Raw genomic sequence first — 13961 nt, 5'->3', positions numbered from 1 at the left:
CGCTATGTGGAATTTTATTATTCGTAATGTTGCTCAACGATTGGTTCTGTTGGTTATTGTCTCTTTTCTGGCCCATTCCTTTATTCATCTGGCTCCAGGGGAACCCAGTGAAGTGGATCCCATGAATCCACGGATGAAACCGGAAGATATCGCCAAGATTCGCGCGGCTTTTCATTTAGATGACCCGCTCTACATGCAATATGCTTATTGGATAAGGGACCTGGCTTCGGGGGAACTCAAGTCGTTCAAGGACAGCCAACCGGTCCTCCCTAAGATTTGGGATCGATTTCTGAATTCCTTGCCTTTATTTATTCTGGCCACGATTCTGGTGTGGACATGGGCCTTCCCGGCCGGGATTTACGGGGCGGTCTTTCGAGGCGGACTGTATGACCGGCTGACCGTGTTTTCGTCGTATGCGCTTATTTCGGTTCCGGGGTTTTTTCTGTCGTTTTTAGCCATTTTGTGGGTAGTAGGATGGTTAGGGGTTCCGGTGATCAGTATCAAAACTTTCGGAATGGAGCATGCGCAGCCCGCCTATCAATTAATGGATCGTATCTGGCATTTGGTCATTCCATCCGTCATGACCGCGATCGGCGGGATCGCGGTGCTGTCTCGCTATGTCCGCTCTCAGATGTTAGAGGTGTTGGGACAGGACTATGTCCGGACCGCCAGGGCAAAAGGCCTTCAGGAAGATACCGTGATTTATGGCCATGCGTTGGGGAATGCTCTATTACCGTTTGTGACCATGTTCGGCCTTCTGCTCCCCGGGTTGATTGGCGGGGCTGTGATCTTCGAGCAGATTTTTGCCTGGCCGGGGTTGGGACGGTTAGCCTATGAAGCCATTCTTTCAAGGGACTTTCCTATTATCATGACGCTCAACTTTATCGCCGCAGTGCTGACCTTATTGGGTACATTGATTTCGGATATTCTCTATGCGGTGGTGGATCCCAGGATCCGCCTGGATTGATCAGGAGAACCGGAGGAACGATTTCTTCATGAAGCACGCGCAGGCCGAGACTCCACAAAAAGCCGGTTTGGCCTCCCTCGATGTGGAAGGTCTGGCTCCGCAGGAAACGCCCTGGGAAGAATTTCTTCGCATCTTTACCAAGGACTACCAGGCCCTCTTCGGTTTTTGGGTCCTCGTGCTGCTTCTGTTGATGGCGTTATCCGGAAAAGTGCTGACCGAATGGTGGGTGGTGTTCGATCCCGAAGCTGTACGACTGACCGATAAATTCCTTCCCCCGCTGTCTGTGCCTTCTCCCGATAGCCTTCCGGAGGACAGGCCGTTTGGCGGTGTCTATCTCATGGGCACGGATGAATTGGGACGTGACGTGTTTGCCCGAATGTTCCAGGGTTCGTTTGTGTCTTTATCCATTGGATTTGTGGCTGTCGGAATTTCCCTGGGTATCGGCATTTTGTTAGGCGGACTGTCCGGTTTTTACGGGCACGTGAAATTATGGTTTATCACGGTCGATACGCTGATCATGCGGTTTACCGATGCCATGATGTGCTTCCCGACATTTTTCCTCATTCTTACGGCCGTGGCTCTGCTCCCGCCGAGCATTTATACCATCATGATCATTATTGGATTATTTAGCTGGATGGGGACGGCCCGATTTGTGCGGGCGGAGTTTTTGTCCATCCGTGAGCAGGACTATGTGACTGCAGCTAAAGCCTTAGGGATCCCGGAGGGCCGAATTATTTTCCGTCATATGGTGCCCAATGCCCTGGCGCCGGTCTTTGTGTCCGCGACGATTGGGGTGGCCTCCGCCATTTTGACGGAGTCAGGGTTAAGCTTTTTAGGGTTTGGAGTGCCTCCGCCTTATGCCACATGGGGAAATATTTTATCGGATGGTAAAGGGTTTGTGTTCGATGCGCCGTGGTTATTCTTTATCCCGGGCCTGGCAATTTTTCTGGTGGTGCTGGCCTTTAACCTTGTTGGAGAAGGCCTGCGTGAGGCCTTAAATCCGAAACTGCGAAGCCGGTAGATGGAATCTCGCGTACACCCACTCTTACAGGTGTCCAATCTCCGGACCTCTTTTTTCACCGACAAGGGAGAAATCAAAGCCGTCGATGACGTAAGCTTTTCCATTCAGGGCGGGCAGACGCTGGCCTTAGTGGGAGAGTCCGGTTGCGGAAAATCCGTGGCGGCCTTATCGATCATGCGACTGATCGCTTCTCCCGGGCGGGTAATTGGCGGCACAATTCGTTTCAAAGGCCAGAGCCTGTTGGATCTAACGGAAAAGGACATGCGCCGGATACGGGGAAAGTCCATCGGGATGGTCTTTCAGGAACCCATGACTTCCCTGAATCCCGTGATGTCGATCGGCGATCAGATCGGTGAGGTTCTGAAAATTCATACCACCCTCTCGGATCGCGACATTCGGAAAGAAGTGATCAGCCTGTTGGATAAAGTCCGCATTTCAGCTCCCGAGCGCCGCCTCGATCAATACCCGCATGAAATGTCGGGCGGGATGAAGCAACGCGTGATGATCGCCATGGCCCTTGCCTGTCAACCTGATTTGTTGATTGCTGACGAACCGACCACCGCCCTGGATGTGACCATACAAGCGCAAATTCTGGATCTGCTCTCCGCGCTCCAAAAGGATATGGGTATGGCGATTCTCCTGATTACTCACAATTTGGGAGTGGTTGCACAATTTGCCCAGGATGTCATTGTCATGTATGCGAGCAAAATTGCCGAACGGGCAACCGTAAAGGAATTATTTGGGAATCCCAGTCATCCCTATACGAGCGCGCTTCTAAAATCGCTGCCTCGACCGGGGGAGCGTCAGGCCAGGCTGGAAGCGATTCCAGGAACGGTGCCGTCCCCTTTACAGTATCCGGTGGGGTGTCATTTTTCTTCACGCTGTCCGGACGTGATGGATCATTGTCCTCTTCAACCCCCACCCACGGTGCAAATAGGGGAGTCGCATGAAACCGTGTGCTGGTTGTATGACAAAAAAGAGACATAAGGGTATGGATCTTTATGCCCAATTCTGTTGTGAAAACATCCTTTATCCCACTGTAAGATTTCGTTGTTACCCATGACTGAATCTACAACATCCCTACTTCAAGTCACAGGATTGAAGAAATATTTCCCCGTTCGGAGCGGGCTCTTTTCCCGTGTGTCGGCATGGGTCCAGGCGGTCGATGATGTCACCTTCCATCTGAAACAGGGAGAAACGTTGGGCCTGGTCGGGGAGTCGGGGTGCGGCAAAACCACGGTGGGACGAAGTATTCTCCGTCTCATGGAGCCGACCGCAGGGGAGGTAATGTTCGAGGGGAAAAACGTGTTGACCCTCACCCCCCGGGAGTTACGGAAGACCCGCCGACGGATGCAAATCATTTTTCAGGACCCGTACAGCTCACTCAATCCCCGCATGACCATCGGAGCCATTGTGGCGGAGCCGCTCAAAATTCACGACATCGCCAAAGGCCAGGATTTGCAGGATCAAGTGAATCAGTTGTTTATTCGTGTGGGGTTGCGGCCGGAGCATCAGTCACGGTATCCGCATGAATTCTCAGGCGGCCAACGCCAGCGGGTCGGCATTGCGCGTGCCCTTGCGCTCAATCCAAAATTCATCGTCTGCGATGAAGCGGTATCAGCACTGGATGTCTCCATTCAAGCGCAAATCCTGAACCTGCTTCGCGATCTCCAGCAGGAATTTCACCTCTCCTATTTGTTCATCACGCATGATCTCAATGTGGTGCAGTATCTCGCCGACCGGATCGCGGTCATGTATGTGGGCAAGTTCGCGGAGGTTGCCCCTGCGGAAGATCTCTTTGCCACTCCCAAACATCCCTACACCCAGGCATTGCTCTCCGCCAATCCGGTTCCCGATCCGACAGCCCCACCCAAACGCATTATCCTTCCCGGCGATGTCCCGTCCCCCTTACATCCTCCCGCCGGCTGCCGGTTCCATCCCCGCTGCCCAGAAGTGATGGATGTCTGCAAAACAGTGGAGCCGAAATTGACGCAAATCGGTCCTCCCGAAAAAGGCCACCAGGTCTGGTGCCATTTGTATTCTTAATCAAGGCCGGCGCAACCGACTCCTATCTACCAACCTCCCGTTTTGTAAAAAATTCAATTTCTCTGTTCAGGCATTGGACGAATCCGTGATGATTTGGTGTGGCCTCACTCAACGGGTCATCCTGAGCCCCCGGCGAAGGATCTGTGCCCAGGTTAAATAGTCGTCCCTGAAAAAGTCGTTTTTCAGGCAGGATAAAAAACAATGTGCATCGAGACTCTACTCAGCGTCTCCTGCCTCATCACAAACTGAAGCCAAAAAATTCTCAGGTGCCTGAGAATGGCTCGCAGGTTCTGTCCTACGCCACAGAGCAGGGCGTTCAGTTTGTCCCCGAGGTTCCCTTTCAAATGATTCCGTCCGAGCCACCCATCCTCCTTCATATGTCCAATGATGGGTTCGATCGCATTGCGCCGGCGTAGCACGCGTTTGAGTGCCCACGTGAGCGATCGCCGCTGTCGACTGATGAGGATTTCTGTCTGAGACGGCTCGATCCCATGGCCGCGATAGCCTTGATCGACCACACAGCGACTGGGAATCTGCCCCGTCAGGCGCTTAACTTGCTCCAATTGCCCGACCAGCGTGTGGCCATCATAGGGCGTGCCAGCCAGCGCCTGCATTCCCACAATAAAATTCCTGGTCTGGGTTGTGGCGACACTCACTTTCACTCCAAACTCATAGGGTTTGTGCGCTTTGCCTTTGGCCAAACATTCCACCTCCGGAGCATGCACGCTGTAGAGTTTCTGCTTATCCTGCCGTTGTTGCGAGAGAAGCCGATCGAGGCGGGAGAGAAGATTCTGGAAATTTGCCTGGAGTTCAGGAAGGGTGGTCAGTTTGCGCTTCACATCCCGATACACGCGGCCCAGATACACCTTCAGCTTCTTCTGCATGCGGCGCGCCCGTTTCATCTGCTTGGCTTTGGCATAGCGCCCATGCTGGAGAAACGCCTGCGCGGCGAGCCGCGTGTAGCTCTGGCGCAACACGAGCCCGGCGCGTTTCGCTTCCCGGACCAATGTGCGGAGACCTTTCAGGTACAAGCGCGCATCCGTGGGAAACGCGACGGCCTTGGGCTGGACCGTCGTATCCACACTGACCTGGCGCAAATGGGCGGTCTGAATCGTCTTCGTCGCCAGCCCGACCTCAATCGTCAACTGGAGCAACCACTCACAGCCGCCCTCCCCAATCCGCTGCCGGAAGCGGGTCATCTGTGAGGGATCAATCGGCAAGACATACAGGTGTTTCAAGTACTGCAGTCCCACCAACAAGCGAATCGGTAAGCCAGGGCGGCCTCGGTCCGCATACAACGGGCCAAATCGCTCGACACATGGCGCCCAGGGAATCTGCTGGGCAAGCCGAAGCAGTTCGTGACGACTATTCAACAAATTATCCAGTTGCTAGTGAAAGAGATCTTCCTGCGGGGGGAGCGGAGAGTCGACAGGCTGCATGCACAATCCTCCAGAAAATGAAGAGCCGCAAGAAATTTCTGGTGGTTGTACCACACAACCAACATAAGGAAAACCCCATACAACACAGAAGATCCTGATTTTTTCAGGGACGACTAAATAGCCATGGCCAAGCGTGGATCATCTACTTTTGTTTTAAATCGTGAGGGAAAAGGTATGCGATGTCCAACTTATTCGCTGGCTTAGTGATTCATCACTTTTTGCTATAACCAAACGGGACCGTCCGCATAGCATGCGCTCACTGCGTAGTGGATAGCGTTGACAATTCTATAAATCAATACGACAATCAGGCAGAAGTTTGCGGACAGGGTTCGTTTGCTATGGCGGTCAGTATGATCACGAGGCCTATACCTCTGTTAAAGGGGAGTCAAACGTTAAAGAAAAAATGACCAAATTATTCCAGTCTCAACCTGAAAATGCGACGTGTGAGGAAATCATGAGGGAACTCGCTTTTGGGAGGACGATCGAGCCCGGTCTTGTAGATTCTCGCAATGAGCGGGTTATATCCAACGAAGACATGGAGCGCCGTATTCGCACATGGCAGAAATAAGGTGGACTGAGGAAGCTCATCGCTGGCTTTGTGATACCGCCTTACAGAAAAAACCCGGTAGCCGCCTGAGAAAGATAGAGGGTTGACAGCATGCGCGGGAACGAACCACATGTTTGACAATCACACCATAACCATCATTGGGAAGGGGATGCGTCAAAGGAATGGCTTACAGGGTGTCACGGACAATTCGGATAGCCGATTTTTTGAGAGCAAGCCTGGTATCATCGCTCGACCTCAACTCATAAAAATAGACTGCTCCACCTTCTCAACATGAACTTGCGTAGTTGTATGAAGGGGGTTTTGATATAATTCAACGCGTCGATTCCGCTCAGGTAGAAGGGATTGGGTTTGTCGTCATTGGTGGTTTAAGAATGATCGATTCCAATATCGTCCCATGGCTTAGGAAGACGGTGCCGACTGGACTCGACAACAAGGCCCTCAACGCCTAACCATTTGGAGGACTATGACCATGCAATTCGCCAAACAGGAGGCCCTGAAGAGCATTGGCAAATTGCCAGATGACTGTGATATGGATGAGATCATGTACCGGCTCTATGTGCTGGATAAGACTAGGAAAGGGCAGGAGGCTGTGGATCAGGGCTGTGCCACGACAAGCGAGGCGTTAACGCGCGAGATCGATGCATGGTGAGTTGGTCGGATCCGGCCAAGGCCGACCTGCGCGCCATCCATGACTTTATCGCCCACGACTCAAGCTACTACGCCAAGAAGGTCACGCTGAGGTTGCTCATTCTGCATGAAGCCAAGTGTTGAATCTCTGGAGGAAATTAAACTCATACACTTATGGAGGGCATAACAATGCCAAGCGCAAAAGAGGCTGCCCGAAAGATCATCGATCACCTGCCGGAGCAGGCTACCTGGGATGACATTATGTATGAACTCTATGTGAAGCAGAAGATGGAGGAAGGGTTGGGTGATATTGAGGCTGGCCGAACCGTCCCCCATGACCAAGTTAAGGCCGAGCTGCTGGGGCGTGGTGATTGAGTGGTCCTTCCGGGCCCGAACCGATCTCCGGGATCTGAAGGCATACATCGCTAAGGACTCACCCTATTATGCCAGGCGCTTTATCGAGCGGATCATCGCCTCGGTCGAAAAGCTGGTAGACTATCCGAAGATTGGCCGTCCCGTCCCTGAGGCGGAGAGTCGTGACGATGTGCGAGAGCTGATCTATCAGGGCTATCGGATCATCTACAGAATCCAGGCGGGCGGGGTTTTCATCGTGACTATCCTTCACGGGAGCCGGGATTTGGCATCGAAAAAGGTGAAGCCTTGGGATGTGGGTTAAACGACAATCCCTAGGGTGGGGCTTGGGTAAACCGGAACGCCATGACACATCACCACAGAGCAGCCACCACAATAGCAGATAGAACAAGAACCAAATAGTATTTTCTCAAGTCGTGTCCAAATGCCGTACCACTGCTCACAGATACCACCAGCTTTCCGACCTCCAGAAGAAATAGATCTCAGTTCTCGTCCAGATTAGTCACGTAGGCCATGGCTTCAGCAAAGAAAGGCGGTTCGGTAGCTTTCGCCATACCAAACCAAGGGATAATCAGGCAAGGCAGGCAATCCGTAAAACATGCCGATGTCTCGAAGTGATGCATGTTTGCAAAACAGTAGAACCCAGTTGACTCACATCGGTCCTCCCGAAAAAGGCCACCAGGTCTGGTGCCACCTGGATCCTTAATTCAACCTTTGGTGTAACCGGGCTCCTGTCTACTAAACCTCCCGTTTTGTAAAACAATCAATTGTTCTGTCCAGGAATTGAACGAACTCTTGATGATTTGGTGTGGCCTTACTCACCGGGTCATCATACATTACGGCCTCCCTACAATTTGCAATTGATCGCAAGTGCTCGAGCTCACTATCTCTTCAGAGCATTTTTGGGAATCGGTTAAGGCATCCTGAGATTTCTTTATTATCTTACTACCGAGGCTTTTGAGTCATGGCTATACTGACTCCGCTTTTCTTCAATTGAAAGATTTTGCAAGGACTCCTGGTTGATTTTTCCAGAAAACCTCGCTTTCTCCATTGGTAAAGGGTAGATCAAGGCCTTCTGAAATCTTTATCCGTAAATGAGTCCTTTTGCGCCTATTCGGTCCCGTTGCGGAAACATCCGGGACCGAACACCCATCCTGATCTATTGAATCTCCCAGTCGGTCGATGCTTTTCCGGGAAAAACGGTGTCGGGAAGACTCAACCCATTCATCTTCCATACCGCCACTTGCCCACTGACGTTGTTGCGCCAGAAAACATCATTTATGCCGTCGCCATCTGTGTCGGCCACTTGCACAATCTGCCATTCCGACGGCAATCCACCAAGAGAGCCCAATGACGCAATTATGGTTCCATTCAGCAACCACACCAACACTTCTCCGTTTTTGGAATTGCGCCACACGAGGTCCCCTTTACCATCGCCGTTGACATCACCCACCCCCGCGACCTGAAAATCTGACGAACCGCTGCCTGGAAAGCCCACGGACGTTCTTATTAACCCGTTCATCACCCATACGGCCACCGCGTTGCTCGTGCCATTGCGCCAAATGAGATCCGCCTTTCCATCGCCGTTTACATCGCCTGCTCCCGCGAGCTGCCAGGTGAGCGAAACTTTACCCAAAAATCCTGAAGCGGCAATTCTCGTCCCATTCATCAACCAGATCACCGTGTTGCCATCATTCGAATTGCGCCAGATCATGTCGGCCTTGCCATCGCCGTTGACATCTCCAATGGCTTGCAGGTCCCAAACCCTGGGCACACTGGCAGGAAAACCCACGGAAGTAATGGTTACCCCATTCATCTGCCAGATGGCCACGGTGGCGCTTGTGCTATGACGCCAGATGACATCCGCCTTGCCATCACCATTCACATCGCCGATTCCCGCGACTTGCCACGCGAGTGGCACACCGCCCGGGAAGCCGGATGCGGCAATACCCGACCCATCCAGCAACCAGATCGCCGTGCTACCATTCTTAGTGTTGCGCCAGAGGAGATCCGCCCGGCCGTCGCCATCCAGATCATTCCTGGTCTCCATAACGGATGGGTTGGCAAAGACCGCCGATACGGTCGTATTTGCCGTGAGCGTGAGGACGCAAGGATCGGTGCCGCTGCACCCTCCGCCATTCCAGCCAAGAAAGATGGACCCGGAATTGGCGACGGCGGTCAATGTCACCCCCGTGCCACTGGAAAGAAATTCCGAGCAGTCCGTTCCGCAAGTAATCCCGGCCGGTCTGCTGGTCACTGTGCCGCTCCCCCTGCCGGTGGGGATGACTTGCAGGGTCACTTGACCAGGAGGAGGTGGTGGAAGCAGAGAAAACGTTGCGACAACCGTCACATCACTTGTTGGAGTGACAGTGCAGGAACCTGCTCCACTACAGCCCCCACCACTCCAACCGGAAAAAATAGAGCCTGCACCGGCTGTTGGCGTTAAGAGTACGGCTGTCCCTGGGGGATACAATTCCGTGCAGTCCGAATCACAAGTAATGCCGGCCGGACTGCTGGTGACGGTGCCACTTCCCGTGCCCGCTTTTGTGACAGTCAGAAGGACATCATTGGCGATGACCCGTCCGACAAATATTTCTGCGCTGCTTTCCCGCACAGCACCAGTGCTATCAGTCAAAAACGCATCGAATTTAATGACGGTACCGTTCGGCGTGTTGCGTGCCACGGTCGGTGGTATGGATACTGTCGTATGTTGGCCAGCCGTTAAGGTCCCCAGGCTGAAGATAAGTCGTTCTGGAGATTCGCAAGTGCTGCCCGGACAAGTCCCGGAAAGCCCGGAGGTGGAAAGGGAATTCAACCCTGACGGATACTCCAGAACCAACTTCACCCCTGTTCGGCTCAACGTCCCTGAATTTCCAACCGAAAAGTCGATATCCAGCAGTTCACCTGGATCAGCGGGATTGGGATTTGTCGAGACCGACAGGGTTAAAGGCAGAGCATTTTGCACTCGCGCCACCGAGGAAATTCTGGTTGGGCTTGGAGGAGTCACGCCATCTTCCAATTCAGCGTTCGCGCGAAGCAATGAACCCAGCTCAGCGGAGGCGGACAGTTGGACTGTGGCTGTGCGTATGGCACCTTCGCCGGCATTCAGACCGCTGATGGCCCAACTCACGGTATCTCCGCTGATAGTCCCGCCATTGCTGGCTGAGTTCAGCGTGACTCTCGCTGGCACTTGCAGGCGCAGAGTTCCGTTGGCCGCGCCAAGACCCGGCTCCAGCGCGGCAAGTGTGAGTGTGTAGGTAAACGTCTCTCCCGGCGCCACGGGATCGTGATTTTCGCTCAGGGCCAATTGCAATTCCCGGGAGGAATCAATGACCAGCGTGTCGGCGCTACGAATGAGATCGCCGGTACTATCGGTCAGGTCAGCCCGAAAGGCGAGCACTCTCCCGCTGGCGCTGTTCGTCACAACTTGAGCGGGCACAGAAAAAGATTTCCCCGTACCGGCCGCCAAGGCGCCGATATTGAATATTATGCGTTCCTGCGGATCGCAGGAAATGCTAATACAGTCTCCTAACTCAATAAGGGATTCGCTCAGGCTTGATAAGCCATCCACGTATTCCAGTCGAAGCACAACGCCAGAACGACTCAAAGCACTTCGGTTGGCCACCGAAACTTCTACGTCAAGGATTTCTCCGGGTAAGGCCGGGTTAGGATTGGCGACAACTTGGAGGTTAAGCGGTGAGGCAGGTTCCACTCGAGTCGCTTGACCGGCTATCAAGATGGTGTTTGGCGTGGCACCGTTTGAAAAACGGGCTTGGGCATTCAGAATGGTTCCTTGCTCAACACTCGCACTAACTTGGGCCAGCACGGTTTGTCGCCCACCGTCGCCCGGGTTCAATCCCCCAAGATTCCAGGTCACAGTCCCCCCACTCTCCGTTCCCCCTCCTGTTGCACTTACAAAGGTCATTTCAGGAGGAAGCACCAATTGTATCTGTGCGTTTGGCACACTGCCCCCTGTATCCAGTTCTCCATACGCAAGACGGTATTCAATTATTTCACCAGGAACCGCTGGATCGATATTGTCTTCAAGCGCCAATTGCAGGGTGGAGGAACTGTCCACACGCACCACGACATTCCGGCGTATCTGTATGCCGGTGCTGTCGGTAATTTCCGCTTGAAAATCGATGAGGCGACCGGCAAGAGTCGGAGTGGCTATCCTGACAGGCAATGAAAAACTTTTCCCTTTGCCTCCGGCAAGAATACCGACGTTAAAGGTCATGGTTTCGCTTGGATCGCATGAAACACTAATACAATCGCCCTCCATTAGGGATTCGGACAAACTGTCCAGGTTTGATGGATATTCAAGTGTGACCGAGACGTTGGATCTGTTCAGGACAGTTGGATTGGCCAAGATAATTTCGATGTCGAGTAATTGTCCGGGTTTGGCCGGGTCGGCATTGGTGGTAATTTCCAGTTCAAGCGGGACCTCATTTTTCACCTGAGTCACCTTACTGGCCCGGATTTCGTTCGACGGGTTTATCGTATCAGTGAACAATGACTCAGCCAGAATATTCGTGCCAGGCAACAAGCTTCCACTCGCCACGAGGACTGCCGTGCGCAAGCCGCCTTCGCCTGGGTTAAGCGGTCCGAGCGCCCACTCAACCGCACTATTGTTGACCAGGCCACCGTCGCTTGCTGACACGAAGGAGGTGCCCTCCGGTAATTTTAGACTCAACTTGGCATTGGGCGAACCGGCTCCGCTACTTAGGATTCCGTAGCTGATCGTGTAGGTCATATTTTGTCCCGGCATGACCGGATCCCGATCGACGGCCATGCGCAGATCTCGATCTCGGGTGTTACGAACCCGCAAACTGGTTGAGGCCCCAATCATATCTCCGGAAGCATCCGTTGCCGAAGCCTCGATTCTGACAAGTCGGCCATCGGAGATGCCAGAGGCCACTCGAGGAGGCACCGAAAACGTCAAACCTTGGCCAATAGCGAGTGTGCCCACGGTAAAAATGGCCACCTCACCAGGGTCGCAACCAACGCTGACGCAATCGCCGGAAAATAAATCCTCCCCTAAGGAGGCGAATTCATCAGGCCATTTAAGCGACACGGCGATACCTGAACGATTCACGGTATCAAGATTGGTCACGGTCAGCTCGAGGTCAATAAGCTCGCCGACCATAACCGGGTTTGGAGTTGCAGTGACGCGTAAATCCAATAACGCTGGAGCCTGCACTTTTGTGGTGGTGAGTATGCTTGTTTGATTCGCAGGGGTGGCAGAATCCGAAATCACCGATTCACTGGCCAGAATTGTGCCATTGGTGACACCCGCATTCACTGTCACTGTCAGACTCCGCTGACCGCTCTCACCGGGATTTAAGCTCCCCAGCGACCAGTCCACTCGGTTATTGTTCACGAGGGTTCCTCCTTGCGTGGCGGACTGGAATGTGGTGCCAGGCGGCAACGGAAAGCTTATTTTAGCATTGGGCGAACCCGCACTGGATGCCGAGACCCCGAAGTCCAACGTAAATGTGAGTGCATCGTCAACGGCAACTGGGTCATGGCTCTCCGCGACAACAAGATTTAGAATTCGATTGGCGGTTACAGAAATAGCGCGGTTGATAGTTTTTTGAATAACTGAGTTCTCGAGAGCATCGACATTGAACCTAATAATCGTTCCAGATGTGATGCTATTCGCAATTCGGGGACGGAAGGAAATTGTTTTTCCTTTTCCGGCTGGCAGTGCCCCAACGGTAAACGTAACTGTTTCTCCTGAATCACATGTGACACTAATGCAATCTCCTGGGAATTCTTGTGAAAGATCAGAAATGCTATTGAGGCCTGCCGGATAAACAAAAGAAAGCGTCACGTTCCCGCTTGCGGTCCCGCCGTTATTGGTCACGGTTAACTGTACGTTCAAGAGTTCGCCGGCTAAGGCCGGATTTGGATTTACCTCTACCTGTAATGCGATGGCTGCCTGCGCCACATTAGGAAGTGTCGTCAACCCAATGCTCAATAGCAGCATGATCAGCGTGAGAGCATACATCCATGAAAGACATCTGGCCTTCTGGTTTGTGTGGGGGGCATGTGACATGCGATGTACCCTTTCGTTCGATGAAGCCATCATGAAAATAATGAAAAATTATGAATGAAAATATGATGATACCCTAACGGGCTCTGCCTAATAATTTTCATGATGAAAGTGCCTGTTGATTTGGATGATCCCATCGGCCAAAAAAAAGCGTGGGGGAACAGGAACCTCCTGTTCTCCCACGCTCATCCATGAGACTCTTGTTCTCGTGTTATCGAGAACCCGAACATCCCTTTTCAATTGCGCCCCCATTCATTGGGGAAGGGCCAATCGCTTGCCTGAAGAGTCTTTAACTCTTTGGTTGAATAAAATCAAGACTGTGTTCCACCTTCATGTATGAGTCTCAGAAAAGTAGGGAATTGATGAATTAAAAAGGCGTATTCTAATACATGATGCGCCAGAGATGAACGGCTTCTTACTTTCACTGGTTAGAGTGCAATAAGGCGATTACTTCCATGGGAGATCGCATTGGTCCATTGCTCCCTAAAAAATTAACCCATTCATAATGAATTCGACCATGATTTCCTCCGTGTAATTTGGCTGCCTGAATGAATGTTTTGCTGCGTGGATTGCAGTTTTTCCCTGTTTGTTTAGGGGGGATCATCTTCAAATTGAGACGGAAACTCCTGGAATGAGCCAGGCTTTCTATGAAGGATTGGAACCCTCAGAAAGGGTCGCGATGTTGCGGTTGAGTTTTTTAGAGAAAAGCCCGTAGCGGTAGTAATACGTCTACAAGGGCATGCGGTTTTGTAATTTTAGATTTAAAAAATTACCACGCTATTCGTCAAACGGCAGGTTTTCGAAACCTGATTTTGGGCAGGCCCCCTGGGCTTTCCTCCCTGTTACCACGAAATGATTGTGGAGGC

Annotated in this window: 8 protein-coding genes and 1 pseudogene; 7 read left to right on the top strand and 2 right to left on the bottom strand. The window is 52.4% G+C overall.

Annotated features, from left to right (window positions below):
- Positions 1-4 precede the first annotated feature (4 nt).
- From H6750_16230 to H6750_16215, 4 genes are all read left to right on the top strand, one after another.
- Positions 5-967, top strand: a complete 963-nt coding sequence (locus H6750_16230; protein ID MCB9775854.1) for an ABC transporter permease — start codon at positions 5-7, stop codon at positions 965-967.
- 28 nt (positions 968-995) lie between these two features.
- Positions 996-1988 carry an ABC transporter permease gene (locus tag H6750_16225; GenBank protein MCB9775853.1) on the top strand — a complete coding sequence of 331 codons (993 nt, stop codon included), beginning with the start codon at positions 996-998 and terminating at the stop codon, positions 1986-1988.
- Positions 1989-2975 (top strand): ABC transporter ATP-binding protein, encoded by a 987-nt coding sequence (locus tag H6750_16220; protein ID MCB9775852.1) that lies wholly within the window; start codon positions 1989-1991, stop codon positions 2973-2975.
- 72 nt (positions 2976-3047) lie between these two features.
- Complete coding sequence (locus tag H6750_16215; GenBank protein MCB9775851.1) at positions 3048-4034, top strand: dipeptide ABC transporter ATP-binding protein; 987 nt, start codon at positions 3048-3050, stop codon at positions 4032-4034.
- A 182-nt stretch (positions 4035-4216) separates the two neighbouring features.
- On the opposite strand, the pseudogene H6750_16210 reads toward H6750_16215, so the two are convergent.
- A pseudogene (locus tag H6750_16210) lies at positions 4217-5473 on the bottom strand (IS5 family transposase).
- A 1037-nt stretch (positions 5474-6510) separates the two neighbouring features.
- Between H6750_16210 and H6750_16205 the strand changes: the two are divergent.
- The 3 genes from H6750_16205 to H6750_16195 all read left to right on the top strand — a co-directional run bounded on the left by H6750_16205 (position 6511) and on the right by H6750_16195 (position 7344).
- The gene (locus H6750_16205) at positions 6511-6690 is read left to right on the top strand and encodes a hypothetical protein (GenBank protein MCB9775850.1); all 180 of its coding nucleotides are present in this window, start codon (positions 6511-6513) and stop codon (positions 6688-6690) included.
- Between the two features lie 152 nt (positions 6691-6842).
- Positions 6843-7043, top strand: coding sequence for a hypothetical protein (locus tag H6750_16200; GenBank protein ID MCB9775849.1), 201 nt, complete (start codon positions 6843-6845; stop codon positions 7041-7043).
- Positions 7033-7344, top strand: coding sequence for a type II toxin-antitoxin system RelE/ParE family toxin (locus tag H6750_16195; GenBank protein MCB9775848.1), 312 nt, complete (start codon positions 7033-7035; stop codon positions 7342-7344). Before H6750_16200 ends, H6750_16195 begins: the two co-directional genes overlap by 11 nt.
- An 855-nt stretch (positions 7345-8199) precedes the next feature.
- On the opposite strand, the gene H6750_16190 is transcribed toward H6750_16195, so the two are convergent.
- Entirely contained in the window at positions 8200-13098 is a 4899-nt protein-coding gene (locus H6750_16190) for a DUF11 domain-containing protein (protein MCB9775847.1), read from the bottom strand.
- Positions 13099-13961: the final 863 nt, after the last annotated feature.

The organism is Nitrospiraceae bacterium (assembly GCA_020632595.1).
In the GTDB taxonomy this organism is placed as follows: domain Bacteria; phylum Nitrospirota; class Nitrospiria; order Nitrospirales; family UBA8639; genus Nitrospira_E.
Note: the sequence above shows the minus strand (reverse complement) of the source record. Positions and strands in the feature narration are given on the sequence as shown.